Genomic DNA, 23,734 nt, shown 5'->3' on the forward strand with positions numbered 1-23,734 from the left:
CAGCGGAAAATGCGCATCCTGACCAGATCCCATCGCGGGCTAGCGCGCTCCTGAAAGTCCCCGTTTGCTGCGCGACAGCGCGGTGTCTAAGACGGGCGCTACCCCACAGAGAACCTATTCCAGCGAGCTTATTAATCCACCTGCCCAAACACCTGACTCGGCCGCCGCAACGTCGGGTCAAACGGGTTGATCCTGGCGCTGATAATCGCTGCTTCACGCTTGAGCAATTCCACCACCGTCAATAACCGGTCCGGCCCGAGGCGGTCGCTGATGGTGGCGACGCTAAGGGCGGCAACCGAGCGGCCTTCGCGGTCGAAGATGGGGACTGCGAGACCGGCCATGCCAGGCAGCGCGCCGGTATTGCGGGCGGCGTAGCCGAGGCGGCGGACATTCTCGACTTCAGAGCGCAGGAACACTTCGTCGTACAGGTGGAAATCCTTCAGACGTGGCAGGTTGTAGCGGATGACCGTGTCGCGCTCTTCTTCCGGCAAATACGCGAGTATCGCCAGGCTGCCTTGCCCCACGCCCAATGCGACACGACCACCGATGTCGCCGGTGAAGGTGCGAATCGGGTATGGGCCTTCACTGCGATCCAGGCAGACTGCATCGAAGCCACTGCGCGCCAGCAGGAACAATGAATCCCCCAAAGAGGCAGAAAGCCGCAGCATGCTCGGCCTCACCACGTCACGCAGGTTGCTGGTCTTGCCTGCCTTTGCGGCCAAAGCGAAGAACTCGATGCTCAGGCGATAGCGTTTACTGCGCTGATCCTGCTCGACCATGCCTTCATCCATCAGGCTGCGCAGCAGACGATGCGTCGTGGGTTGCGAGAGACCCACTTGCTGAGCGAGTTGAGTAACGCGCTCACCCTCTTCGGAGCAATCACCCAGGCAGCGCAGCACCGCGAACAACCGCGAGACCGCACCCACACCGGCATCCTTTGAATTTTCATTCCGCTCAGTGGAATTCATATGATCACTTATCAATAACTAATTCATTGAACGAAAGAACTGAAAGAAATATACCATCCAGTGAAATTCACCCTTTCACCCATCCTAGTCTTCGTCTTAATCTCAGTCCACAGGGCGATTTGAACAAAACCTGGTAGCCGACCCAGATCGAGCACCAACGTCCACAGCAACTGCAAAGCTTTCATTTCGCATCTGCCCATAACAAAAACGCACCGCAACGCTGTGCGTGATGAAAAGGTGGAACGCAGCTATGGCTTTTTTGCAGCTTGAAGGTCTCTCCAAACGCTACGGCAGCATCGACGCCGTGGTCGCCACGAATCTGGCGGTGGAGAAAGGCGAATTCGTTTCTCTGCTGGGCCCGTCGGGCTGCGGCAAGACCACTACCCTGCAAATGATCGCCGGCTTCGTTGACGTCAGCGACGGTCGCATCATTCTTGATGGCCGTGACATCACTCACGCCAAACCCAGCAGCCGCGGCCTGGGGGTGGTGTTTCAGAGTTACGCCCTCTTCCCCCACATGAGCGTTGCCGACAACGTCGCCTTTGGCCTGCGGATGCGCAAAGTGCCCGCCGCAGATATTCAGCGCCGCGTGGCAACCGTGCTGGAACTGGTCCGCCTGAGCCAGCACGCCCAGCGCTACCCGCGCGAGCTGTCTGGCGGTCAGCGGCAACGGGTTGCATTGGCGCGAGCGCTGGTGATTGAGCCGCCGGTACTGCTGCTCGACGAACCGCTATCCAACCTCGACGCCAATTTGCGCGAAGAGATGCAGTTCGAGATTCGCCGCATTCAGCGCGAAGTGGGTATTACCACGCTGATGGTGACTCACGATCAGGCTGAAGCACTGTCCATCAGCGACCGCGTAGTGGTCATGCAGGCCGGGCGCATCACCCAGATCGACGAACCGTACAAACTGTATGAACACCCACGCACCCGGTTCATCTCCGGCTTCGTTGGCAAGGCCAATATGCTGCCCGGTGATCTGGACAGCGAAGGCGCTGCGCAGGTACGCCAAGTCCCTGGCGACGGCACGCTGACCCTGAGCCTGCGCCCGGAAAAGATTGATCTGGTGGCCGCTGGCACAGGGCGCCTGCAAGGCAAGGTCATCACCCGCTACTTCCTCGGCAGCCAATGGCTGTACCGCATTGAAACCGCCATCGGCGAGTTGACCGTGGTCCGTCGCAACGACGGCGAAGCGCCCATGGAAGAAGGCACCGCAGTGGGCATGGACTGGCCAGCCGGTCTGCTGCGCGTACTGGATGCCGACGAGGTGCACCCATGAGTCTGCTGAGCGATATGCGCCGCGGCGGCCGCGGCTACTTACTGTCGGCACCGGCACTGGTGATGTTTACCTGCCTGCTGCTGGTCCCACTGGCACTGACCCTGATCCTGTCGTTCAACGTGTTCGACTATGAAGTCGGGGTCAAAAGCGACTCTTACACCCTGGCCAACTATGGCGAGGTGCTGACCGATTCGTACTTCTACGAAATCTTCCTGCGCACCTTCTGGATCAGTGCGCTGGTCACCTTGCTCTGCGTGGTGATCGGCGTGCCCGAGGCCTATATCCTGAGTCGCATGGGCACGCCCTGGCGTTCGATTTTTCTGATTCTGATTCTCACGCCGCTGCTGATTTCCGTGGTGGTGCGTGCCTTCGGCTGGAGCCTGCTGCTGGGTGCCGACGGCCTGATCAATCAGGGCATACAAGCGCTGGGCGGCCAACCGATCAAGATGCTCTACACCCCGTTCGCCGTAATCATTGCGCTGGTCCATGTGATGCTGCCGTTCATGATCATTCCGATCTGGACCTCCTTGCAGAAGCTTGACCCGGCGGCTGAGCAGGCCGCCCTGTCCCTCGGCGCCAGTCAGGCCAAGGTGATGCGTCTGGTAGTGCTGCCTCAGGTCATGCCCGGCGTGTTGTCCGGCACGCTGATCGTCTTCGGCCTGTCGGCCAGCTCTTTTGCAATCCCCGGCCTGCTTGGCGGACGCCGTCTGAAGATGGTCGCCACAGTCGTCTACGACCAATACCTCTCGGAACTGAACTGGCCCATGGGCGCAACCATTGCGGTGGCGCTGCTGCTGGTCAACCTGCTGGTCATGCTGTCCTGGAACCGCATGGTCGAAGGCCGCTACAAGAAAACCCTGGGGGAATGAGCCATGTCTAAAAACGGTCCTTTGGCCCTGTCGTTTCATGCCCTGGTGGTGGTGTTCATGCTCGCGCCGCTGGTGGTGGTCTGCCTGGTGGCCTTTACGCCAGAGAATACCCTCAGCCTGCCGACCTCAGGCTTTTCCCTGCGCTGGTTCCGGGCGATCTTCGAGCGTGCCGACTTCATCGACTCGTTCTACAACAGCCTGATTCTGGCCTTTGTCGCCGCCACACTGGCGACGATTATTGCCGTACCGGCAGCGCTGGCCATCACCCGTCACCAGTTTCCGGGGCGCAACTTCCTCAATGGATTGTTCCTCTCGCCGATCATCATTCCCCATCTCGTCCTTGGCGTGGCGATGCTGCGTTTGTTCGCGCTGATGGGCGTCAACGGCAGCTTCTTCTGGCTGACCCTGGCCCACGTGGTGATCATCACGCCGTATGTGCTGCGGCTGGTAATTGCAGCGGCCATCGGCATCGATCGCAGCGCCGAACAGGCCGCTGAATCACTGGGCGCCAGCCGCTTCACGCTGTTCCGCAAAATCACTTTGCCGATGATTCTGCCCGGCGTGGCCGGTGGCTGGCTGCTGGCGTTCATCAACAGCTTCGACGAAGTAACGCTGTCGATCTTCGTCACCTCACCTTCGACCCAGACCCTGCCGGTGCGCATGTACGTCTACGCCACAGAGTCCATCGACCCGATGATGGCCGCCGTTTCCGCGCTGGTTATCGCGCTGACCGCCGCCACCATGATCATCCTCGACCGGGTTTATGGCCTGGATCGAGTGCTGGTTGGCAAACATTAATCCGAGGCCGGGAGCACGAACCTCATGGCATTGCTCAAACGTTTGGTCGAACAAGACCGTCCGGCGCTGGCCTTCACCCTCGACGGCCAGCCTGCCAGCGGCTTGCAGGGTGACACGTTGCTCACGGCGGTACTGACCAGCAGCGAACACTTGCGCGGCAGCGATTTCAGCGCCGAACCCCGCGCCGGGTTTTGCATGATGGGCGCGTGCCAGGATTGCTGGGTGCGCCTGGGCGATGGTCGCCGGGTACGCGCCTGTTCGACATTGCTCGAAAGTGGGCAAATCGTCAGCCGCGATCCGGGACGGCAGCTATGAATACGAATACCGTGCAATCGGTGGTGATCGTCGGCGCGGGTCCTGCGGGCATTCGCGCTGCGCAAACCTTGCATGCCCACGGAGTGAAAGCCTGTCTGCTGGACGAGGGCCTGCGGGGCGGCGGACAGATTTATCGCCGTCAGCCCGAGAACTTCCGTCGCGATCCAAAAGCGCTGTATGGCTTTGAAGCGGGCAAGGCTATCGCCGTGCATCAGACCCTCGACGAACTGGCATCGCATATCGACTATCGTCCGCAAACGCTGGTCTGGAATGCCGAAGATCGGCGACTCGACACCCTGCAGGAGAACCGTGCCGGGAGCATCGACTACAGCCATCTGATCATCGCAACCGGCGCCACCGACCGCATTCTGCCGGTACCTGGCTGGACGTTGCCGGGTGTCTACAGCCTGGGTGCGGCGCAGATTGCCCTGAAATACCAAGGCTGTGCCATCGGCGAAAGAGTGGTGTTTGCTGGCAGTGGTCCGCTGCTTTACCTGGTTGCGTATCAATATGCCAAAGCCGGTGCGAACGTGGTTGCAGTGCTCGACAGCGCGCCCTTTTCCGCCCAGTGCCGCGCCCTGCCCGCGCTGCTCGGCCAACCGCTGACGCTGGCCAAAGGTTTGTACTACCGCGCCTGGCTGACCGCTCATGGTATCGCTGTCCATCAAGGCGCGACCTTGCAACGTATCGACGGTCATAAACGCGTCAATACCGTGCAGTGGCAAGGCAGCAACCGTGTAGAAACGCTGGATTGCGACGCAGTGGCGTTCGCTCATGCACTACGCAGTGAGACGCAACTGGCCGACCTGCTCGGCTGCGATTTTCAGTGGAGCGCCCTTAATCGCGCCTGGCTGCCCGCGCGTGATGACGCAGGACGCAGCAGCATTGCAGGGGTTTATCTGGCGGGTGACGGAGCAGGAATCATGGGCGCGGATGCAGCGGAAATGGCCGGGGAACTGGCGGCGCTGGCCTTGCTTGCCGATACCGGGCAGAACATTGATATCGCTCGTAGCGAACAGCTGAAAAGCAGACTGGAGAGCATCCAGCGCTTTCGTCACGGACTGGAAACCGCTTTCCCCTTTCCCATTGATTGGGCCGCGAAGGTTCCGGACGAAACCATTATCTGCCGCTGCGAGGAAGTCAGCGCCGGTGATGTCCGTACCGTGGTCGACGAAGGCCATTGGGAAATCAATCGGGTCAAGGCCATGTGCCGGGTCGGCATGGGACGTTGCCAGGGCCGGATGTGCGGACTGGCAGCCACGGAAATCGTCGCCCACTGCAGCGGTCGTGACCTGCAAGGCATTGGTCGGCTGCGCGGCCAGGCACCGATCAAACCGTTGCCCTTTGGCGTGGAGGCGCAGTCATGAGCGCGGTGATTGAAAGCGATGCGCTGATCATTGGCGGTGGAATCGTCGGCGCCTCAGCCGCCCTGTTTCTGGCTATGAAAGGCAAGCGCGTGACCTTGCTTGAACGGGACTTTTGCGGCTCGCATTCCAGCGGCGTCAACTACGGCGGCGTGCGCCGTCAGGGTCGGCCGTTGAGCCAACTACCCTTGTCGCAACGCGCCCACGACATCTGGAGCGGTTTGCGCGAACTGATTGGCATTGATGGCGAATATCAGCGCTCCGGGCACCTGAAACTGGCCCGCAGCGAAACAGACATGAATGCCTTGCGCGCTTACGCCGAAGCCAGTCGCGGTTTCGGACTGGAGCTGCAACTGCTGGATCGCGAGCAGTTACGGGCGCGCTTTCCTTGGGCAGGCGATGTCGCGGTAGGCGCTTCCCTGTGCGCCGACGATGGCCACGCCAACCCGAGACTGGTGTCCCCGGCTTTCGCCCAGGCAGCCAGGCGGGCTGGCGCGCAGATTTTCGAACAGGCCAAGGTGGTTGAAGTCGGTCACGACGGCCAGGCATTTGTGGTCCACACGGCCAGCGGTCTTAATCTGCGCGCGCCTTGGTTGCTCAACTGCGCGGGAGCCTGGGCCAGCGATCTGGCTGCACAATTTGGCGAACCGGTGCCGATGGTATCGGGCCATCCGGCCATGTTGGTGACTGAGCCGCTGCCGATGTTCATGGACGTCAGCACCGGCGTCGAGGGGGGTGGCATCTATGCCAGGCAGGTCGCCAGAGGCAACTGCGTGCTGGGTGGCGGACAGGGTTTTGCGCTGGACCCGGCCCGCGCCAGGCCTGGGCAAGCGGCTGTACTGGAAATTCTGCGCAACGCGGTCGAGCTTTACCCGCCGCTGGCCGGTGCTCAGGCGATTCGCACCTGGAGCGGCACCGAAGGTTATCTTCCGGATCGCGAGCCGGTGCTAGGCCCCAGCATTCTGCAACCAGGCCTGCTGCATGGCTTCGGCTTTGCAGGTTCTGGTTTCCAGATTGGACCCGCTGCAGGTGAGGCTCTCGCCGAATACGTATGCGCTGGCCAGTCAACGATTTCCCTGGACGCTTTTTCCGTCCGCCGTTTTCAACACACTGCCCAACCCTGTAAAACCGTTAGCCATTGATTTCATTACTTTGCACAGAGGAAGGTCGCTGCAATGAAGAACGTAAAACGTATCGCATTTACCGGCTTGTCGAGCCTGCCCTTGGCGGCATTGCTGGCCGCTTCCCCGGCCCACGCCGCAACGACCCTTTATCTGGGCATGAACGGCGGCACCATGGAACGCCTCTATGCCGATCAGGTGTTGCCTGCTTTCGAGAAAGCCAACAACGTCAAAGTGGTGATCGTACCGGGAACCTCGTCGGACATTCTCGCCAAGGTTCAGGCCAGTAAAGACAACCCGCAGATGCACGTGATGTTCCTTGATGACGGCATCATGTACCGGGCGATCTCCATGGGTCTGTGCGACAAGCTACAGCCGAGCCCTTCCCTGGCTGACCTGCCGGCCAAGGCGAAGATCAAGGATGAAGGTGCTGCCGTAAGCCTCGGCGTCACCGGGTTGGCTTACAACACGAAAATGTTCAAGGAGAACGGCTGGGCCGCGCCAACCTCATGGATGGATCTGGCGGACAAGAAGTTCAAGGAAAAAGTGGTATTTCAGTCCATGGCCTCCTCCACATTCGGCCTGCATGGTTTCCTGATGTTCAACCGCATTCAGGGCGGCAGCGAAACTGACGTGGAGCCGGGCTTCAAGGCCTGGCCGAAAACCGTGGGCCCGAACGTCCTGGAATATATCGCCAGCTCGGCGAAGATTTCCGAGATGGTGCAAACCGGCGAAGCCGCGCTGTTCCCGCTCACACCCACGCAGGTGACTGCGCTGAAGATCAAGGGCGTACCTGTCGAGTACGCGCCTCCGAAGGAAGGTGGTGTGGTACTGAACGTCGCCGAGTGCGCCATCGCGAAAAACGACCAGCCAGAACTGGCGCAGAAGCTTGCGGCCTATCTGTTGACGCCAGAAGCTCAGGCACCCGCGTTGGAGTTTGGTGATCAGATCCCGTCAAACCCGAAAACCCCGACGACCGAGAAGACCAAAGCTCAGGTCGAGGCGATGAACAAGTATCTGGAAACGGCAGTGACCATTGATTGGGATCAGGTCAACCAGACGCGCCCAGAGTGGAATGCGCGCTGGAACAGGACAGTGGAGCGGTAGATAAACCTCGGTACCAGCCTTGGACTACCGATAACCGTGTCATCGTTCTTCGCGGGCAAGCCTCGCTCCAACAGCGTTAAGCGATTTCTGTTGGAGCGAGGCTTGCCCGTGAAGGGGGCTGAAAAAAGTCAGATACTTTGTGACTATAGAAGCCCCCCCCTTGATGCTCTGATACAAAATGTTTCAACTATCCCGAACCTGAACAGTCACAACTCTATCGCTCCGCATTGACGGGGTTCAGTTGTGAGAAAACAGGCCGGATGAGTTTCATTCTTTGCATGACCGTACTTGGCGCGTTGCTGATGATGCTCGCGCTGACTTCTTCTTATTTGCGCTGGCTGCCCGTCACGACGTCGGCTGTGTGTCTGGCATTCGGCTTTGCCATTGGCCCTGCCGGGTTGGGCATGCTGGATCTGGACTTCCGCGACGCGGCGAGCTGGCTGGAACGTCTGACCGAAGCCGCCGTGCTGTTCTCGTTGTTCAGCACCGGGATCAAACTGCGTCTGCCGCTGAACAGCAAGGCCTGGCACTCCGCTTACTGGCTGTCTGGACCGGTGATGCTGGCGACCATTGCTGGCACCGCCCTGGCGGCCCACTACCTGTTCGGCCTGTCCTGGGGCGTTTCGATCTTGCTGGGCGCCATGCTCTCGCCCACCGATCCGGTTCTCGCTTCGCTGGTGCAGGTCAATAATGCTCAGGATTCCGACCGGCTGCGCTTTGGCTTGTCAGGTGAGGCGGGGCTGAACGACGGCACGGCCTTTCCATTCGTGATCTTCGCCCTGATGTTTCTGACTCACGCCAGCGGTGACACTGACTGGATCCAGCACTGGGCCATAAAAAACCTGCTGTGGGGTGTGCCTGTTGGACTGTTGGTCGGCTACGGCCTGGGCCGTGGGATCGGGCATTTGATGATTTATCTGCGCATCAAAAACGCTGACAGTGACACCTCGCCTAACGACTTTCTGGCCCTGGCTCTCATCGCCATCGCTTACGTAGTCGCCGACGGTCTGGGCGCGTTTGGCTTTCTGTCAGTGTTCGCTGCAGGGCTTGGCTTGCGTCAGGCAGAAGCACAGACAACCCGGTCCGAGGTGCCCGCCGAACATCTGGCGCAACCGGTGATAGGTCACATGAGCGGCAGCATTGAACGCACTACGGTTGCCGAGAAAGGCGACCTCAGTGAATCGCAACTCGCTGCGGGCGTGATGATGGGCGACATGCTGGCGTTCTCAAGCCTGGTGGAGCGCTCAATGGAAGTGCTTCTGATCACCCTGCTCGGCGCATCGCTGGCGATCTACTGGGATTGGCGCGCTGTGGGCCTGGGCCTGGTGCTGTTCTGCTTCATCAGGCCCATTGCGGTATGGCTTCTGGTCAGCAAGCGATTGCTCAACAAACGTCAGAAAGCTCTGGTTGGCTGGTTTGGCATACGCGGTATCGGCAGCCTGTTCTACCTGTGCTTTGCCTTGGGCCACGGGCTACCGGACGATGTAGCAAGTATCAGCATCAGCCTCACGCTGTCAGTAGTGGCACTTAGTATTCTGCTCCACGGTGTCAGCATTCAACCGCTTTTGGAGCGTTATGAGCGAAGCATCCGAGAGGAATAACAGAGACTTACACTCGTTTGAATGTTTTTAAAACCATTTATGAACCATTCAGTCAAGGGGCAGCCCAATCTTGCAACGACGTGCATTTGCATGAGTAGACGCTTTTTGCCTCGCGACGTAACTGGCCACTCCCACGCCAACGTTTGCGTCTCCCGTTTGAAAGGCAGGAATAAAGAATGCGCATCCTTCTAATAGAAGATGATCCGGTCCTGGCAATGATTGCCGCCGCCACGCTAGGTGCAGAGCATGAAGTAATCGGCCCTGCATACGACGTGTCTCACGCGCTGAAACTCGCCCGTGAACAGAGGGCAGACATCGCTTTCGTCGATATCAATCTCGGTGGTCATGACGAGGGCATCGCGCTGGCCCGCAGTCTTATGGAAGAGCATGGCGTCAGTTCGATGTTCATCAGCGGGCAAATCCTCACTGCCCGGGCCAACGCCGATGCAGCGTTGGGCTTGTTGCGCAAACCCTATGCGCCGCATGACCTGAGCCTGTGCGCGAAAGTTGCTCAAGCGTTGCTGGATGGTCGGCCCCTCGCCACGCTCCCTGCTCATAACGCACTGGAGATATTCCAGCCTGCCCGGTCACGATTGCCAACGGTCAGCATCAATGAAATCCGAGCCTGAGGAGACGAGCCACCCGGCAGCACTCGGTGAGCGGGAATTCCGGGAGCTGGCTGACCACGCACCGGTGATGATCTGGCGAGCCAGAAGCGACAAACACTGCGACTGGTTCAATAAGCCCTGGACAGACTTTACCGGCAAGAGCCAGCAGCAACTCTGCGGTTATGGCTGGAAGGACGATATTCATCCCGAAGACCTGGACGCCTGTGTCGATGCGTATGACAAGGCATTCGACGAGCGCGCACCTTTCAAAACGCCCTACCGGGTCAGGCGTCATGACGGGCAATACCGCTGGATGCTGGACAGCGGCGCACCGTTTTACCGCGACGGAGAGTTCGCGGGATATTTCGGCAGCTGCGTCGATATCACTGAACAACGGGAAATGGCGGAAAATCAGCAGGCGCTGCTTGCCGAGCTCAATCATCGGGTCAAGAACAACCTTCAGTTGATCATCAGCCTGTTGCAACTTTCCAGCCTGCGCGCCAAGGGTGACGAAGCAAAAAACCTGATGCAGTCGGCCATATCACGAGTGGTAGGGATTGGCGCCGTCCAGGAGCAATTGCACCGCAATAGCCAGAATCAGGTCGATCTCGCACAACTGCTGCCTGACTTGGCGCGGGGCGTTATCGACACCCAGTACAGCAGGCCTATCGCGCTCAGTCTTCAAACCCGGCCGGTTTACGTTTCCCTGCAAATAGCGTCCAACATGGGTTTGATTCTCAACGAGCTACTGGACAACGCGATCAAGCACAGCAACGGCAGTGGTATCGACCTGCAAATAGAGCCAATGGATACGCAAACAGCGCGGATCTGTATCTGTGATCAAGGCCCCGGATTCAGCGATGAGGTGTTAACTTCCTTCTCCGCGTCAGGCACGCCCTTGGCCTTGAGCCTTGTGGATGCACTGTCCAAACGCTGCGGCGCGACCGTGCAACGCAGCAACAAACAACTCGATAAGGGTCATGGCGCACAGGTTGAGCTCATGTTGAAGCTTGATCCCCTCAACTGAGCCATGCCGCTAACCCCTTGTTGCACGGGGCCTGTAGACCAGTGATTGAGTCTATCGATCACCTCATCGGAACAAGCGATTGGACTGCGGCATTTCGACTCAGTAGCTTGCTTACTAATTCGGTGAACGAGCCCAGCTTGCCCTGACCGCCCGCGAGCGACTGCGTTGTACCGTGCGCCGCCCGCCGCCGAACATGCCGCGAACCACTCTTCTGAATCACAGGACTTCGCCGACGTGCCCACGCGCATGTTGCGCAACCCGACAGGACGCCAGAACCCCAAATATTGACCGGTGACTGCCAGCAGTCGCGGGCCCCGCGCTCGCACCCTGAAAGTTGCCTTGCTTGAGCCATGATTATGTCCGTGAATACCCCGCAACAGATTGCCGAACTGACCGTCGAAGCAGGCGTGAAGAAAGCCCACCTGCCCATGCTCTCAGTCCTGATTCTGGGCTTTCTGGCCGGGGCATTCATTTCCCTCGGCTTCCTGCTGGATATCCACGTCAGCACCATGATTCCGGCGCAGTGGGCTTCATTCGGTAATTTGCTCGGGGCTGCTGTTTTCCCCATTGGCCTGATCCTGGTGATTCTTGCAGGCGGCGAGTTGCTCACCGGCAACATGATGAGCCTGCCGATGGCAATGTTCGCTGGGCGCATCAAGCTGTCGGCGGTGGCACGCAACTGGTTGCTGGTGACAGTGGCCAACTTGCTGGGAGCCCTGTTTGTCGCGTTTTTCTTTGGTCACCTGCTGGGCTTGACTGAAGGTCCGTTCCTGGCGAAGACCATCGCCATCGCTACCGGCAAAGTCAACGCAGATTTTACCCAGGCATTCATTTCCGGGATCGGCTGCAACTGGCTGGTTTGTCTGGCCGTGTGGCTGTCCTACGCCAGCAAGGATGTTGCAGGCAAGATCCTCGGCATCTGGTTTCCAGTGATGGCCTTTGTGGCCATCGGTTTCCAGCACGTCGTGGCCAACATGTTTCTGATTCCTGCGGCAATATTCGCCGACGCCCTGAGTTGGACCCAGTTCGTGGACAACTTCGTCGCGGTATTTCTAGGTAACGCGGTGGGTGGCGCAGTATTTGTGGGTCTGGCTTACTATGTGTCCTATAGCGAAACGCTGACATCGGCCGATAACCCTGTAGCGTCACCGGCGGCCAGTTCGCAAAAAATATGAAACTTGCCACGCACAGTGCTGTTATATGGCTGTTGGATAAAGTATTGAGAAGGTGGAAATGTCAGACCGTATCCTGATGGACAGCTTTGCACGCAAGGTCGATTACCTGCGGATGTCAGTGACAGACCGTTGCGACTTCCGTTGCGTGTATTGCATGGCCGAGGAAATGACATTTCTGCCGCGCCAACAGATTCTGTCGCTCGAAGAGATTTATCAGGTAGCTGAACAGTTTGTCGCCCTTGGCACACGCAAGATTCGACTGACCGGCGGGGAGCCGCTGGTTCGATCCGGAATTGTCGGGCTTTGTCAGCAGATTGCCGCCCTGCCCGGCTTGCGTGAGCTGTGCATGACCACCAATGGCTCGCAACTGGACAAACTTGCTCAGCCGCTGTTCGACGCCGGAGTTTCCCGACTCAACATCAGTCTGGACAGCCTTGACCCGGTGCGCTTCAAGGAAATGACCCGCACGGGTGACCTGAGCAAGGTCATCGCCGGGATCGATGCAGCCAACGCTGCGGGTTTCGTGCACACCAAGCTCAACTGCGTGGTGATGCAAGGTCGCAACGATCATGAGATCAATGATCTGGTGGCCTTCGCCATCGACCGCAAGCTGGATATTTCCTTCATCGAAGAGATGCCGCTGGGCATCATCAGCGATCACAGCCGCGCCGAGTCCTTCTACTCAAGTGATCAGGTACGCGAACGGATTGCCGAGCGCTATACGCTGATCAATTCCGCTGAATCCACTCAAGGTCCTTCACGCTATTGGCGCCTGGCGGAAGCACCGGACATTCGTGTCGGCTTCATCTCCCCCCACAGCCATAACTTCTGCGCGACCTGCAACCGGGTACGGTTGACCGTTGAGGGTCGGCTGCTCCTGTGTCTGGGCAATGAACACTCTGCGGACCTCAAAGCCGTGCTGCGTGCCAATCCGGGCCAACCGGAAAAGCTTGAGAAAGCGATCATCGACGCCATGCAGTTGAAGCCGTGGAGCCACAACTTCAGCGTCAACGATGAAGTGCAGGTGGTGCGGTTCATGAATATGACGGGTGGCTAGAGAAGCCTGTTGAGCCGCGAGGTAGAGATGGCCCCTGTAGGAGCTCACGAGCAACGCGAGGCATCGATAGCGGTTCATCTGACACTCCGCCATCGCTGGCCTCGTAACCTCGGTGAGCTCCTACAGGTCCTCTATTAGCATTGTGTCCTGTCAGCCCTGGCCCACCATCACTTCAAACGCCTCTTCGATATCACTGACATTCCCGGGCCGTACCAGACGACTCAGTTCAACACCATCGCGCATGAAAATCAGTGTTGGCCAAAGCTTGACCCTGAATGAGCGGCCCAGTGGTCGCCCACTGCCGTCTTCGATTTTCAGATGACGTACGTCGGGATAGTCCGCAAGCACCTTATTGACCAGCGGCTCGGCGGCCTTGCAGAAGCCGCACCAATCGGTCCCGAACTGGATCAGGGTCGCCCCCGCAAAGGCGTCAACTTCGGCGCGACTCGGGGCCGCTGTAGCGTAAGGCTGAATGCTCATAGGTAAGTCTCCGCACACTGCAAATAACCATCATGACGATGACCGCGTGATCAATCTGTCACTTTTGAACGGTCGTGTATGACGAAGTTCGACCGCAGATCAAACCTGCATACCGTCCCTGGCGACGACCACCTGCTCCGGCAACTCATCCTCGTGCTCCATCAACCACGCATCCAGCGTATGGCCGATATGGGTCAGCACGGCTTTGCCCGGTTGCAGTTGCTCGATGATCTCAAGCGCAAGATTCAGATCGTTGTGGTTGCGCGGGGCTTGCGGTTGCGGCGGCATTGAACAATCCAGGACCAGCACATCCAGCGGTTGACGTTGCAGATAATCGCGCGTTGCGTCAGGCAAACCTACTGTGTCGGTGAGATAAGCAACGCGCCTGCCCTCGCCTTGCAGCAGATAGCCCAGGGTGGGTTTGGAGTGCAGCAGCGGCAATGCGGTGACGGTCAGGCTGCCAAGCTCACGGGTCTCGAAAGCATCGAACGGCTGGCTGAAATCAAGAATACCCGGGTGTTTGTAAAGGTCGGACAGGCCTTCCGGATCCTTTGGCCCGTGTACCGGAATGATCAGTCCCTGCCCCCAACGCAAATGCAGCAGGCCCTGGGCGTGATCAGCATGGTAATGGGTCTGCAGGATGCCGCTCAGCGTACGGGGTGGAAAACGCTCGGCAAGATCGGTCAGCCCGCTGTCGATCAGCCAGCGTTGATCGCCACACTCGATCAAAGCGCTGCACGGTAGACGCCGCAAGCGATGATCGGCCATGGCTGCCAGACACGCCGGGCACTGACAGCCATACACCGGAACCTGACGAGCATCTGCGGTGCCCAGCAAAGTCAGGCGCATGCGTGCTCACGGGCGATGTGTTGCAACAAACGCTCGGTGGTCTGCTCCAGCGCTCCCGAGTTGTCGAGCAGGAATACCGCTGAATCGCTGTCCAGCAACTCCACAGTGAAACGGGAATTGCGTTGCAGCCTCGCTTCGATGTCAGCCAGTGATTCCCTGCCTCGGGCCAGCAATCGCTGGCGCAAGGTGTCGTCATTGACCGTCAGCAAGATCGCCAGCAAATCAGGGTAGCGCTGACGGGCCTGAGACAGATGCGCGCGGGAGCCGTTGACCAGAACGTCCAGCCCAGCGGCCAGCCACTCATCGACCTGTTTCGGAATGCCGTAATGCAAGCCGTTGGCCTGCCAGCTCAAAGCGAATTCACCCTGCGCCTGCATGGCCATAAACTGCTCGACGGTCACCGCCTGCGCGGACTCACCGACGGCCTCTGCCGAACGCGTGATGACGCGCTGTACCACTCGGCAACCGCGCCGGGTCAGTTCATCGCGCGCGCTATCCAGCAGGCTGTCCTTGCCCGAACCGGACGGCCCGATGAGATAGATCAACCTGCCTGCCATCAATACACCCTCTTGCCTTGTCGCCAGACCTGCTGAATAACCGGCAGCGTACCTTGATTCCGGACATTATCAGCACGGCTCTTATCACCACGGCTCTTATCAGCACGGACCTGAACCAGATCGGCTCGCAACCCGACCCGGATTTCCCCGCGATCATCCAGCCCGGCTGAAACGGCCGGAGCCCGACTGACCATTGCGACTGCCTGGGGCAGCGTACAGTAATCGCCCTGCCCGGCCAGCGTGAACGCGGCCTGCAACAGGCTGGCCGGATAATAGTCGCTGGAGAGAATATCCAGTAGCCCTTCTTTTGCCAGATCGACGGCTGCCACGTTGCCGGAGTGAGATCCACCGCGTACCACATTGGGTGCACCCATCAATACGCTCATGCCCAGACGCCGACAACCCTGCGCAGCCTCCATGGTGGTGGGGAATTCAGCGATGCTCATGCCGTAACCTGCGGACTCCTCGACATGAGCCAGTGTCGCGTCGTCATGGCTGGCCACCGACAGCCCTCGCGCCAGGCAATCCTCGACGATAGCGCGACGAAAACGATCGCTGTACTCACGGGAATTGCCCACCTGCTCAACGATGAACTCGTCCATTTGCGCGGTCGTCAGTTGATATTTGCCCATGTAGTACTCGCGGTACTTGGACTCAAGCGCGAACTGGCGCTGACCCGGCGAATGGTCCATCACTGACACCAGTTGCACCAGTGGCTGCGCTACCAGATCGCGGAACACGCTCAAGGTATCCGGGTGGCAGACTTCACAACGCAAGTGCAGGCGGTGCTCGGCACGGGTCAGGCCTGCCGCGTTAGCGTGGGCAATCGCTTCAAGCATCGCAGGCAGTTGCTGCATGCGCTTGCCCTTGGGATTGACGTCACCGATAGACAGCGCGTCGAACACCGTGGTGATGCCCGATGCAATGATCTGCGCATCATGGCTGAGCACGGCCGACGCCGAAGGCCAATCTACGCCGGGGCGTGGCGACAGGTGTTTTTCAAGGTTGTCGGTGTGCAGTTCGACAAGGCCAGGCAGCAGGAAATCGCCTTGCAGGTCCTGCGCCTGAGGCGCCTGGCTACGCCCGGTTTGCATCTCAACGATCACGCCATCGCGCAATACCACGGTGCCGTTGAACACCTGATCGGCGGTTACCACTTGAGCATTGGTGAGAATCTGTTCGGTCAGCATTGCTGCAACTCCTTGGCGGTCAGGTCCACCGGGGTCATGTCCAGATAGCGATCGGCAACCGCTTCACGGGCGGTGCGGTCATGGAAGATGCCAATCAACGCGGCACCGGCATGTTTGGCTTCATTCATCAGTTCCAGCACCACCTGGCGATTGCTGTCATCCAGCGATGCGGTGGGCTCGTCCAGCAGCAGCACGGGCCAGGGCACCATGAAGCCGCGGGCGATATTAATGCGCTGTTGTTCACCGCCGGAAAAAGTCCCCGGTGCCAGTTGCCACAGGCGTTGTGGAATGTTCAGGCGGGTCAGCAACTGTTCAGCGCGGGCTTTGGCGTCGGCTTTTGACCAGCCCCGTGACAGCGCAGGCTCCATGACCACATCCAGACTGGAAACCCTCGGGATCACGCGCAGAAACTGGCTGACGTAGCCTAACGTCTGGCGCCTTACCGCCAGCACTTGTCGGGGCTCTGCACCCACCAGCTCCAGCCATTCCCCGTCATGCTGCACGCGGATGCTGCCGCCAGCGGGCAAATAGTTGGCGTATAGCGTACGCAGCAAAGTGCTTTTGCCCGCGCCGGAGTCGCCATGCAGCACCAGGCATTCCCCTTCGCGTACTTTGAAATTCATGCCGCGCAGCACGTTGAGCACGACACCGTTCTGCTGGTGCAATGTGAAAGTTTTCGAGAGGTCGCGGACCTCGATCAGCGTATTCATGAGACGTCCCCCAAAAGGCGATTCACGGCTGCAGCACCGAAGACACCAGCAACTGCGAATAAGGATGTTGCGGGTCATCGAGGATCTGGTCGGTCAGACCGGTTTCCACCACCCGCGAGCGACGCATCACGATCAAACGGTCGGCCAGCAGTCTGGCGACGGCCAGGTCATGGGTGACGATCACCACTGCCAGGTCCAGCTCACGCACCAAGGCACGCAGCAAATCCAGCAAGCGCGCCTGCACCGAGACGTCGAGGCCGCCGGTAGGCTCATCCATGAACACCAGTCTCGGGCTGGACACGAGGTTGCGAGCGATCTGCAAGCGTTGCTGCATGCCGCCGGAGAACGTGCGCGGCAGGTCGTCGATGCGCAGCGGATCAATCTCCACCTGAGTCAGCCAGTCAATGCCGGCTTCCCGCAGCGCCTGATAATTGCGCACGCCCTGAGCCATCAGGCGCTCGCCGATATTGGCTCCGGCGGACACGCCCATGCGCAGACCATCACGCGGGCTTTGCTCGACGAAACCCCATTCGGTGCGCAGCAAGGTGCGGCGCTGGGCTTCGCTGGCGCTGTACAGATCAAGCATCTGCCCGTCCTTGCCGCGATAATCGATGCCACCCCGGTCTGGCGGGCAGCGGCCACTGAGTAGCGAGAGCAAAGTGGATTTACCGGAACCGGATTCACCGACGATGCCCAGCACCTCCCCCGGATACAGCTCGAAATTGACGCCTTGGCAGCCTTTGTCCGGGCCATACAGTTTGGTCAGGTCACGAACCTTAAGCAGCGGCTGTGTGCTCTCGGGCAGTGACGTAATGTTGTGGCTGGCTTGCGCGCTGATCATTGGCTCGCCTCCTGTTGCTGGCTGACGCGCTGAGCGCAGTAATCCGTGTCGGAACAGACGAAGCTCTGGGTTCCTGAATCATCAAGAATCAGCTCATCGAGATAGGATTCGTCGCTGCCGCAAATGGCGCAGCTGTGCTCCCAGCGCTGGATCTCGAACGGGTGATCCTCGAAGTCCAGGCTCACCACTCGGGTGAACGGCGGCACGGCGTACAGGCGTTTTTCCCGCCCCGCCCCGAACAGCATCAACGCCGGGCTCATGTCGAGTTTTGGGTTGTCGAATTTGGGGATCGGCGACGGGTCCATTACGTAGCGTTCATCGACCATTACCGGGTAGGCGTAGCTGGTCGCGATGTGCCCGAACGTGGCGATGTCTTCGTAAAGTTTGACGTGCATGACCCCGTAGTCATTGAGGGCGTGCATGGTCCGGGTTTCGGTTTCCAGTGGCTCAATGAAGCGCAGCGGTTCGGGAATCGGCACTTGATAGACCAGAATCTGATCCGCACTCAGGGGCGTTTCCGGAATCCGGTGGCGAGTCTGGATGACGGTTGCTTCAGGCGTGCGCTCGGTAGTTTCAACACCGGCGGTGCGGGCAAAGAAGCGCCGGATCGACACAGCGTTGGTGGTGTCGTCCGCGCCCTGATCGATGACCTTGAGCACGTCTTCAGCGCCCAGAATCGCTGCCGTCAGTTGCATGCCCCCCGTGCCCCAGCCATACGGCAGCGGCATTTCACGGCCGCCAAATGGCACCTGATAACCGGGAATGGCCACCGCCTTGAGCAACGCACGGCGGATCATGCGTTTGGTCTGCTCATCCAGATACGCGAAGTTGTAGGCCTCGTCGCGCTGGGGCTGGGGTTTTGCCTGCTGATAAGCATTCATGGCTTGGGCTCCTTGTGTGCAGGCGCACGCAGTTTACGGATCAGCCCCAGTTCGGACTGGAAGTCGACGTAGTGCGGCAATTTCAAGTGCGAAACGAAACCGGCAGCCTCGACGTTGTCGCAATGGGCCAGGACAAACTCTTCCTGCTGCGCCGGAGACTGGATTTCTTCGTTGAACTCCTCGGCGCGCAGAGAGCGATCTACCAGCGCCATGGCCATCGCCTTGCGCTCTGCGTGGCCGAACGCCAGACCGTAACCGCGAGTGAATTGCGCCGGTTCAGTGGCCGAACCGACGAACTGGTTGATCATTTCGCACTCGGTCACTTCGATGGCGCCAATGGCAATCGGGAAACCCAGCTCTTCAGGTTCGATCCAGACATCGACTTCGCCAATCCGGATTTCCCCGGCGAACGGGTGATTGCGGCCATAACCGCGCTGGGTGGAGTAACTCAGGGCCAGCAAAAAACCTTCATCGCCACGGGCCAGAGCCTGCAAGCGCTGAGCACGATTGGCCGGGTACTCCAGCGGCTCGCGGGTGATGTCGGCCACGTCTTCGCTGCCGTCGGCTTCGTCCTTCATCAAGCCTTCTTTGGCCAATAACCCCAAGACACGCGGGCAAGGCTCAAGAACGGCGTTGTCCTGCACCTGCGGCCCCGGGTATTCGCCATCTGCCAGCAAGGTGAAGTCCAGCAGGCGATGGGTGTAGTCGAACGTCGGGCCAAGCAATTGCCCGCCGGGCAGGTCCTTGAAGGTGGCCGACAAACGACGATTGAGCTGCATGTCCGACGTATTGATCGGCAAGCTGGCGCTGAAACGCGGCAGTGTCGTGCGGTAGGCACGCAGCAGGAAGATCGCTTCGATCATGTCCCCCGCCGCTTGCTTGATGGCCAGCGCAGCCAGTTGCTCGTCGTACAGCGAGCCTTCGGTCATCACGCGAGCCACGGCCAAAGGCAATTGCTGACGGATCTGCTCGACGCTGAGTTCGGCAATGGATGTATCGCCCCGGCGTTTTTTGGCCAGCAGGCGGTGAGCATTATCGATGGCCTGTTCGCCACCCTTTACGGCGACGTACATCAGGCACGCTCCTGTGCAAGTTGTGTGACCCGGGTGCTGCGCGGCAGGCCGAGCAGATCGCTGTCGGCGACAAAGAACACGTCCAGCCCTCGGGGAAAATCGTTGTGCTGCTCGCGCTGGTTCCAGAACGTGTCGCTCAACGGCAAGGCCACTTTGTTTTCGCTTTCAATGCCCGGTCCCTGCCAGCTCATGGAGCTACCGCCGCCCAGACTGGGCAACTGGATCAACAAAGTGCAGGACTGATCCGGGTAACGGTCGTTACCCAGGTCGAAGCCGGACAGATCCTGTAGCTGGCTCTCGTCGAGCAAGGCGAATCGCGCATGGCGGCGCTCAGTGACAATCGGGCAGCCGCAGTGAAAAGCCAGATTGGCGCGAATCGCCGGGGTATCGAAAGCCGGAGCCAGCCACAGAGCGGTGTCGATATCCAGCAAGGCCAGGCACAAGGCATGGGTGGCTGAATCAAGACCGGTAAGTGCGGGCGGTCGCTGGGCCGCCTGCAAGGTGTGGATGACACCAGGGCCTGCCAGCGCTTTGAGGGCCGCGCGAAAACTGCGCTGGGCGTCGAGTACCGGGTCGGCGAATGCCGGTTGCAACAGTGCTGCATTCATCAGTCTTCTCCTCTGACAAGGGTAAAGAATTCCACTTTGCTGGCGGCGGTTTCGGCATCCTTGTCAGCGCGGCGCTTGAGCTGGGCGCGGGCCATCGGCTCGATCAGTTCGCTGAGCCAGTGTTGTTGCTGCGGGCCTTGCAGGTGGGCATCGGCCAGTGCGGCCAATTCGGCGCGGGGTTTGTCGCGCCCGGCCAGATAGCTGTAACCGGTACGGCCATCAGCCAGGCGTACGACACAACGGGTCACGCTCATTTCACCGACATTGAAGGCCGCGCCGGTGCCACCCATGCGGCCACGCACCAGCGTCATGCCGATTTCCGGGGCGCGAATCAGTTGGTATTCGGCGTCACGCAACGCCGATTCGTGACGGCTCAACTCGTCACCGACGGCGCGAGCGAGTACACCGATCCAGCGTTGACGTGCGGCAATAGCGGGGTCTGTAGCAGGGTTCATATGAGGCATCTCCATCAAACGATGAACTGATACTGGAAGCGGTCAGAGCGACTGGTGGAGCGTGACAACTCCACCGGATGGCCGCTGCCGTCGCGGGAAACAGTGAGAACGGTGAGCACTGGCAGATGACGCGGCATCATCAACAGATCCGCCTCTTCACGACTGGGCAGACGCGCCCCGACCAGACTCAGGGTTCGAGTCAGCGGCAAGTCGCGGTCAGCCAGGAACTGGCGCAGCGAGCCGCGTCGGTAACTGGCCAGCAACTCGCTGCGGGTGGCGCAGAAGCGATGGCGAATCAGGCTCACCGGATGGCCGTCGAGTTTGCGCAAGGTGTGCAGCTCGATCAGCGGCGCGTATTGATCCAGCTGCAAGTGTTCAGCGTCTTCAGCGCTGGCCGGGCACTCCTGACGCTGCAGCAGCGTGGCATCAACGCCAACGCCCTGCGCTGACAACGACTGGGTATAGGCACTGTCAGCTCGCATGGGATAGATCAACGGACGCTGCAATACCTGCGTGCCTTTACCCTGCCGCCGCAACACACTGCCCTCACGCACCAATTCATCGATAGCCCGGCGGATGGTGTGACGGTTGACTTCAAAACGTGCAGCGAGCTGAACTTCAGGAGGCAAGTAATCCCCTGAGGTGTAACTGCCGAGCTCGGCGCGCAGAATGTTGGCGAGCTCCAGGTACAGCGGCTCGGCTTGTTGTCTAGACATATCCATGGCTCAAAACCACCTTATTTCGTAAAACAGCGCGTAACCCTGTAGGACTGGCTTTAGCCGGGAGAGCGCCACCAGGGTCGACACACCTACTTGAAACGACCGACGCCCTCCCGGCTAAAGCCGGTCCTACGAGAGCAACATCCACAGCACAAAATCCGGTCCACCACGACATCTAAATAAACTGCTTGCGCAAACGTTGGGACACGATGTCGATGACACTGACCACCACGATGATCACCAGCAACACGGCGCAGGTCTGGGTGAACTGAAACGCGCGGATGTTTTCCCAGAGGATCACGCCAATCCCGCCCGCGCCGACCATGCCCACGACTGTTGCCGAGCGAACGTTGGACTCGAAGCGATACAGCGCGTAGGAAATCCACAGCGGCATGACCTGCGGGATCACCCCATAAATCACTTCCTGCAAGGCGCTGGCACCGGTGGCACGCACGCCTTCGACGGGACCTGGATCAATCGCTTCCACGGCTTCGGCGAACAGCTTGGCCAGTACACCTGTGGTACTGATCCAAAGCGCCAGAACGCCAGCAAAGGGACCCAGGCCGACCGCCACCACAAACAACATGGCGAAGACCATTTCATTGATGGAGCGAAAGGAGTCCATGACCCGACGCAGCGGTTGGTGAATCCACCAAGGGGTGATGTTTTCAGCGCAAAGGATGCCCAGCGGGACCGAGCAGACAATCGCCAGTACCGTGCCCCACAGAGCAATCTGCACAGTGACGATCATTTCCTTGAGGTACGAGCGCCACTCGTGGAAGTCAGGCGGGAAGAAATCGGCGGCGAAAGTCGCCATGTTTCCCGAGTCGCGGTACAGCGCCAACGGGTTCATCTCGGCGCCCAGCCAGGCCCAGGCCAGCATGGCCAGAAACAGGCCCCAGCCCAGGTACTGCGGCCAACTGCGTTTGCCGGCAGCCTGGGTGTAAGCCGCATGGGTAGTCGTGCTCGTCATTGTCGGATCTCGTTAAGCAGGAGGTGGGCGTGCCCGACAAGAGCACGCCCCGGATCAATCAACCCGCACTTGCAGTGTTTTTCTTCTCAAGCTCGGTCAGGCGTTCCTGCAACTTGCTCAAGCCCGCATCGATGTCCTTGAGGCGCTTGGCTTTCTCATCGGCATTGAGGCTGGTGCTGGCGAGGGTTTCGGTGCGCTGCTTGAACAGATCCAGCTGACGGATCGGCAGCAGTTGGTCATCGCTGGACTTGAGGAACTTGCCCAGTTGCATGCCCTTGAGGACGGCTTTCTCTTCGTCGGTGTTGCCGTAATCGGCAAAGAACTCACGAATCTTGTTTTTATTCTCGTCCGACAGCGCTTTGCTCCAGACCATTGGGTCGGCCGGAATCAATGGCGACTTCCAGATCACTTTGAGCTTGGCAGCCATATCCGGCTGGGTGACTTCCAGGCGATCCCAGCTTTCAGTGTTGAAGGTCGCAACATCCAGCTGGCCCTTGGCAACGCTGAGAGCGTTCACTTCGTGGCTGGAATTCAAGGTGCGCTTGAAGGCCGTAGCGGCGTCGACGTTGTTCTTGGCGAACACGTAGTAACCCGGTACCAGATAACCTGAGGTGGAGTTTGGATCACCATTACCGAAGGTCAGGGTTTTGGCATTCTTGAGCATGTCTTCGACGGTGTTGATCGGGCTGTCCTTGCGGGCAATGATCACGCTCCAGTAGCCCGGCGCACCGTTGGCGGCCGAAGTCTGAGCGAAAATTTCACCGTTGGAGCGGTCCACCGCTTCCATGGCGGCCTTGTTGCCCAGCCAGGCCACGTCGACCTTGTTGAAACGCATGCCCTGGATCAAGCCTGCATAGTCCGAGGCGAAAGTGGCGTTGATTTTCAGCCCGGTCTTCTTGCCCATGTCATCCAGAAACGGCTGCCAGATGCTTTTCAGGTTCTGCGAAGACTCGGTAGACATGATGCCGAAGTTGATGACTTTCTCGTCGGCGTGGGCAGTGCCCAGCAGGCAACTGCCCAGCAACGCGGCAGACGCAACGACGCGACCGATACGGTTCAACATGGAAGCACTCCTCAGTTTGGGTTTGGCTGTTTGTTGTGTTCGGTTT

Annotated in this window: 26 protein-coding genes; 12 read left to right on the forward strand and 14 right to left on the reverse strand. The window is 59.5% G+C overall.

What is annotated here, in order from left to right:
• Positions 1 to 131: 131 nt before the first annotated feature.
• A complete protein-coding gene (locus KDX30_RS17215) occupies positions 132 to 968 on the reverse strand; it encodes an IclR family transcriptional regulator (protein ID WP_099268317.1) in 837 nt (278 codons plus the stop codon).
• A gap of 250 nt (positions 969 to 1,218) precedes the next feature.
• Between KDX30_RS17215 and KDX30_RS17220 the strand changes: the two genes are divergently transcribed.
• The 12 genes from KDX30_RS17220 to moaA all read left to right on the forward strand — a co-directional run bounded on the left by KDX30_RS17220 (position 1,219) and on the right by moaA (position 13,289).
• On the forward strand, positions 1,219 to 2,247 hold the full coding sequence (locus tag KDX30_RS17220; RefSeq protein ID WP_122395150.1) for an ABC transporter ATP-binding protein: 1,029 nt from the start codon (positions 1,219 to 1,221) through the stop codon (positions 2,245 to 2,247).
• Positions 2,244 to 3,116 carry an ABC transporter permease gene (locus tag KDX30_RS17225; protein ID WP_122395149.1) on the forward strand — a complete coding sequence of 291 codons (873 nt, stop codon included), beginning with the start codon at positions 2,244 to 2,246 and terminating at the stop codon, positions 3,114 to 3,116. Before KDX30_RS17220 ends, KDX30_RS17225 begins: the two co-directional genes overlap by 4 nt.
• A gap of 3 nt (positions 3,117 to 3,119) precedes the next feature.
• Positions 3,120 to 3,914 carry an ABC transporter permease gene (locus tag KDX30_RS17230; RefSeq protein WP_027901476.1) on the forward strand — a complete coding sequence of 265 codons (795 nt, stop codon included), beginning with the start codon at positions 3,120 to 3,122 and terminating at the stop codon, positions 3,912 to 3,914.
• A gap of 24 nt (positions 3,915 to 3,938) precedes the next feature.
• Entirely contained in the window at positions 3,939 to 4,229 is a 291-nt protein-coding gene (locus KDX30_RS17235) for a (2Fe-2S)-binding protein (protein ID WP_027901477.1), read from the forward strand.
• Complete coding sequence (locus KDX30_RS17240; protein ID WP_231677006.1) at positions 4,226 to 5,596, forward strand: FAD/NAD(P)-dependent oxidoreductase; 1,371 nt, start codon at positions 4,226 to 4,228, stop codon at positions 5,594 to 5,596. The genes KDX30_RS17235 and KDX30_RS17240 overlap by 4 nt, the downstream gene beginning before the upstream one ends.
• A gap of 5 nt (positions 5,597 to 5,601) precedes the next feature.
• A complete protein-coding gene (locus KDX30_RS17245) occupies positions 5,602 to 6,735 on the forward strand; it encodes an NAD(P)/FAD-dependent oxidoreductase (protein ID WP_231677020.1) in 1,134 nt (377 codons plus the stop codon).
• 33 nt (positions 6,736 to 6,768) lie between these two features.
• Positions 6,769 to 7,821: an ABC transporter substrate-binding protein gene (locus KDX30_RS17250; RefSeq protein WP_099268310.1), complete on the forward strand. Its 1,053-nt coding sequence runs from the start codon at positions 6,769 to 6,771 to the stop codon at positions 7,819 to 7,821.
• 260 nt (positions 7,822 to 8,081) lie between these two features.
• Positions 8,082 to 9,422: a cation:proton antiporter gene (locus KDX30_RS17255; protein WP_231677007.1), complete on the forward strand. Its 1,341-nt coding sequence runs from the start codon at positions 8,082 to 8,084 to the stop codon at positions 9,420 to 9,422.
• A gap of 176 nt (positions 9,423 to 9,598) precedes the next feature.
• Positions 9,599 to 10,051, forward strand: coding sequence for a response regulator (locus KDX30_RS17260; RefSeq protein WP_027901481.1), 453 nt, complete (start codon positions 9,599 to 9,601; stop codon positions 10,049 to 10,051).
• Positions 10,035 to 11,057, forward strand: a complete 1,023-nt coding sequence (locus KDX30_RS17265) for a sensor histidine kinase (RefSeq protein WP_231677008.1) — start codon at positions 10,035 to 10,037, stop codon at positions 11,055 to 11,057. Before KDX30_RS17260 ends, KDX30_RS17265 begins: the two co-directional genes overlap by 17 nt.
• A 356-nt stretch (positions 11,058 to 11,413) precedes the next feature.
• A complete protein-coding gene (locus KDX30_RS17270; RefSeq protein ID WP_099268306.1) occupies positions 11,414 to 12,232 on the forward strand; it encodes a formate/nitrite transporter family protein in 819 nt (272 codons plus the stop codon).
• A 58-nt stretch (positions 12,233 to 12,290) separates the two neighbouring features.
• Complete coding sequence (gene moaA / locus KDX30_RS17275; RefSeq protein ID WP_027901483.1) at positions 12,291 to 13,289, forward strand: GTP 3',8-cyclase MoaA; 999 nt, start codon at positions 12,291 to 12,293, stop codon at positions 13,287 to 13,289.
• 150 nt (positions 13,290 to 13,439) lie between these two features.
• Here moaA and KDX30_RS17280 read toward each other — a convergent pair whose 3' ends face one another.
• The 13 genes from KDX30_RS17280 to phnD form a co-directional block, all read right to left on the reverse strand.
• Positions 13,440 to 13,769: a thioredoxin family protein gene (locus KDX30_RS17280; RefSeq protein WP_231677009.1), complete on the reverse strand. Its 330-nt coding sequence runs from the start codon at positions 13,767 to 13,769 to the stop codon at positions 13,440 to 13,442.
• Positions 13,770 to 13,868: 99 nt separating this feature from the next.
• A complete protein-coding gene (phnP, locus tag KDX30_RS17285; protein ID WP_231677010.1) occupies positions 13,869 to 14,618 on the reverse strand; it encodes a phosphonate metabolism protein PhnP in 750 nt (249 codons plus the stop codon).
• Positions 14,609 to 15,175 (reverse strand): phosphonate metabolism protein/1,5-bisphosphokinase (PRPP-forming) PhnN, encoded by a 567-nt coding sequence (gene phnN, locus KDX30_RS17290; RefSeq protein ID WP_231677011.1) that lies wholly within the window; start codon positions 15,173 to 15,175, stop codon positions 14,609 to 14,611. Before phnN ends, phnP begins: the two co-directional genes overlap by 10 nt.
• Positions 15,175 to 16,365 (reverse strand): alpha-D-ribose 1-methylphosphonate 5-triphosphate diphosphatase, encoded by a 1,191-nt coding sequence (locus KDX30_RS17295; protein WP_231677012.1) that lies wholly within the window; start codon positions 16,363 to 16,365, stop codon positions 15,175 to 15,177. The genes phnN and KDX30_RS17295 overlap by 1 nt, the downstream gene beginning before the upstream one ends.
• On the reverse strand, positions 16,359 to 17,075 hold the full coding sequence (phnL, locus tag KDX30_RS17300; RefSeq protein WP_027901488.1) for a phosphonate C-P lyase system protein PhnL: 717 nt from the start codon (positions 17,073 to 17,075) through the stop codon (positions 16,359 to 16,361). Before phnL ends, KDX30_RS17295 begins: the two co-directional genes overlap by 7 nt.
• A 22-nt stretch (positions 17,076 to 17,097) precedes the next feature.
• Positions 17,098 to 17,916 carry a phosphonate C-P lyase system protein PhnK gene (gene phnK, locus KDX30_RS17305; RefSeq protein WP_027901489.1) on the reverse strand — a complete coding sequence of 273 codons (819 nt, stop codon included), beginning with the start codon at positions 17,914 to 17,916 and terminating at the stop codon, positions 17,098 to 17,100.
• Entirely contained in the window at positions 17,913 to 18,797 is an 885-nt protein-coding gene (locus tag KDX30_RS17310; RefSeq protein ID WP_122706321.1) for an alpha-D-ribose 1-methylphosphonate 5-phosphate C-P-lyase PhnJ, read from the reverse strand. Before KDX30_RS17310 ends, phnK begins: the two co-directional genes overlap by 4 nt.
• Positions 18,794 to 19,870: a carbon-phosphorus lyase complex subunit PhnI gene (locus tag KDX30_RS17315; protein ID WP_231677013.1), complete on the reverse strand. Its 1,077-nt coding sequence runs from the start codon at positions 19,868 to 19,870 to the stop codon at positions 18,794 to 18,796. Before KDX30_RS17315 ends, KDX30_RS17310 begins: the two co-directional genes overlap by 4 nt.
• Positions 19,870 to 20,478 carry a phosphonate C-P lyase system protein PhnH gene (gene phnH, locus KDX30_RS17320; protein ID WP_027901492.1) on the reverse strand — a complete coding sequence of 203 codons (609 nt, stop codon included), beginning with the start codon at positions 20,476 to 20,478 and terminating at the stop codon, positions 19,870 to 19,872. The genes KDX30_RS17315 and phnH overlap by 1 nt, the downstream gene beginning before the upstream one ends.
• Entirely contained in the window at positions 20,478 to 20,933 is a 456-nt protein-coding gene (phnG, locus tag KDX30_RS17325; RefSeq protein WP_099268297.1) for a phosphonate C-P lyase system protein PhnG, read from the reverse strand. Before phnG ends, phnH begins: the two co-directional genes overlap by 1 nt.
• A gap of 14 nt (positions 20,934 to 20,947) precedes the next feature.
• Positions 20,948 to 21,655, reverse strand: coding sequence for a phosphonate metabolism transcriptional regulator PhnF (phnF, locus tag KDX30_RS17330; RefSeq protein ID WP_027901494.1), 708 nt, complete (start codon positions 21,653 to 21,655; stop codon positions 20,948 to 20,950).
• 172 nt (positions 21,656 to 21,827) lie between these two features.
• Complete coding sequence (gene phnE, locus KDX30_RS17335; protein ID WP_231677014.1) at positions 21,828 to 22,625, reverse strand: phosphonate ABC transporter, permease protein PhnE; 798 nt, start codon at positions 22,623 to 22,625, stop codon at positions 21,828 to 21,830.
• Between the two features lie 58 nt (positions 22,626 to 22,683).
• Positions 22,684 to 23,688 (reverse strand): phosphonate ABC transporter substrate-binding protein, encoded by a 1,005-nt coding sequence (gene phnD / locus KDX30_RS17340; protein WP_027901496.1) that lies wholly within the window; start codon positions 23,686 to 23,688, stop codon positions 22,684 to 22,686.
• Positions 23,689 to 23,734 lie beyond the last annotated feature (46 nt).

Source organism: Pseudomonas quasicaspiana, from assembly GCF_021147825.1.
GTDB lineage: Bacteria > Pseudomonadota > Gammaproteobacteria > Pseudomonadales > Pseudomonadaceae > Aquipseudomonas > Aquipseudomonas quasicaspiana.

What these genes read in the sequence shown, in the direction of transcription:
- KDX30_RS17215 (WP_099268317.1), bottom strand. Translation starts at nt 968, where the DNA reads ATGAATTCCACTGAGCGGAATGAAAATTCAAAGGATGCCGGTGTGGGT.
- KDX30_RS17220 (WP_122395150.1), top strand. Translation starts at nt 1,219, where the DNA reads ATGGCTTTTTTGCAGCTTGAAGGTCTCTCCAAACGCTACGGCAGCATC.
- KDX30_RS17225 (WP_122395149.1), top strand. Translation starts at nt 2,244, where the DNA reads ATGAGTCTGCTGAGCGATATGCGCCGCGGCGGCCGCGGCTACTTACTG.
- KDX30_RS17230 (WP_027901476.1), top strand. Translation starts at nt 3,120, where the DNA reads ATGTCTAAAAACGGTCCTTTGGCCCTGTCGTTTCATGCCCTGGTGGTG.
- KDX30_RS17235 (WP_027901477.1), top strand. Translation starts at nt 3,939, where the DNA reads ATGGCATTGCTCAAACGTTTGGTCGAACAAGACCGTCCGGCGCTGGCC.
- KDX30_RS17240 (WP_231677006.1), top strand. Translation starts at nt 4,226, where the DNA reads ATGAATACGAATACCGTGCAATCGGTGGTGATCGTCGGCGCGGGTCCT.
- KDX30_RS17250 (WP_099268310.1), top strand. Translation starts at nt 6,769, where the DNA reads ATGAAGAACGTAAAACGTATCGCATTTACCGGCTTGTCGAGCCTGCCC.
- KDX30_RS17255 (WP_231677007.1), top strand. Translation starts at nt 8,082, where the DNA reads ATGAGTTTCATTCTTTGCATGACCGTACTTGGCGCGTTGCTGATGATG.
- KDX30_RS17260 (WP_027901481.1), top strand. Translation starts at nt 9,599, where the DNA reads ATGCGCATCCTTCTAATAGAAGATGATCCGGTCCTGGCAATGATTGCC.
- KDX30_RS17265 (WP_231677008.1), top strand. Translation starts at nt 10,035, where the DNA reads ATGAAATCCGAGCCTGAGGAGACGAGCCACCCGGCAGCACTCGGTGAG.
- KDX30_RS17270 (WP_099268306.1), top strand. Translation starts at nt 11,414, where the DNA reads ATGTCCGTGAATACCCCGCAACAGATTGCCGAACTGACCGTCGAAGCA.
- moaA (WP_027901483.1), top strand. Translation starts at nt 12,291, where the DNA reads ATGTCAGACCGTATCCTGATGGACAGCTTTGCACGCAAGGTCGATTAC.
- KDX30_RS17280 (WP_231677009.1), bottom strand. Translation starts at nt 13,769, where the DNA reads ATGAGCATTCAGCCTTACGCTACAGCGGCCCCGAGTCGCGCCGAAGTT.
- phnP (WP_231677010.1), bottom strand. Translation starts at nt 14,618, where the DNA reads ATGCGCCTGACTTTGCTGGGCACCGCAGATGCTCGTCAGGTTCCGGTG.
- phnN (WP_231677011.1), bottom strand. Translation starts at nt 15,175, where the DNA reads ATGGCAGGCAGGTTGATCTATCTCATCGGGCCGTCCGGTTCGGGCAAG.
- KDX30_RS17295 (WP_231677012.1), bottom strand. Translation starts at nt 16,365, where the DNA reads ATGCTGACCGAACAGATTCTCACCAATGCTCAAGTGGTAACCGCCGAT.
- phnL (WP_027901488.1), bottom strand. Translation starts at nt 17,075, where the DNA reads ATGAATACGCTGATCGAGGTCCGCGACCTCTCGAAAACTTTCACATTG.
- phnK (WP_027901489.1), bottom strand. Translation starts at nt 17,916, where the DNA reads ATGATCAGCGCGCAAGCCAGCCACAACATTACGTCACTGCCCGAGAGC.
- KDX30_RS17310 (WP_122706321.1), bottom strand. Translation starts at nt 18,797, where the DNA reads ATGAATGCTTATCAGCAGGCAAAACCCCAGCCCCAGCGCGACGAGGCC.
- KDX30_RS17315 (WP_231677013.1), bottom strand. Translation starts at nt 19,870, where the DNA reads ATGTACGTCGCCGTAAAGGGTGGCGAACAGGCCATCGATAATGCTCAC.
- phnH (WP_027901492.1), bottom strand. Translation starts at nt 20,478, where the DNA reads ATGAATGCAGCACTGTTGCAACCGGCATTCGCCGACCCGGTACTCGAC.
- phnG (WP_099268297.1), bottom strand. Translation starts at nt 20,933, where the DNA reads ATGAACCCTGCTACAGACCCCGCTATTGCCGCACGTCAACGCTGGATC.
- phnF (WP_027901494.1), bottom strand. Translation starts at nt 21,655, where the DNA reads ATGGATATGTCTAGACAACAAGCCGAGCCGCTGTACCTGGAGCTCGCC.
- phnE (WP_231677014.1), bottom strand. Translation starts at nt 22,625, where the DNA reads ATGACGAGCACGACTACCCATGCGGCTTACACCCAGGCTGCCGGCAAA.
- phnD (WP_027901496.1), bottom strand. Translation starts at nt 23,688, where the DNA reads ATGTTGAACCGTATCGGTCGCGTCGTTGCGTCTGCCGCGTTGCTGGGC.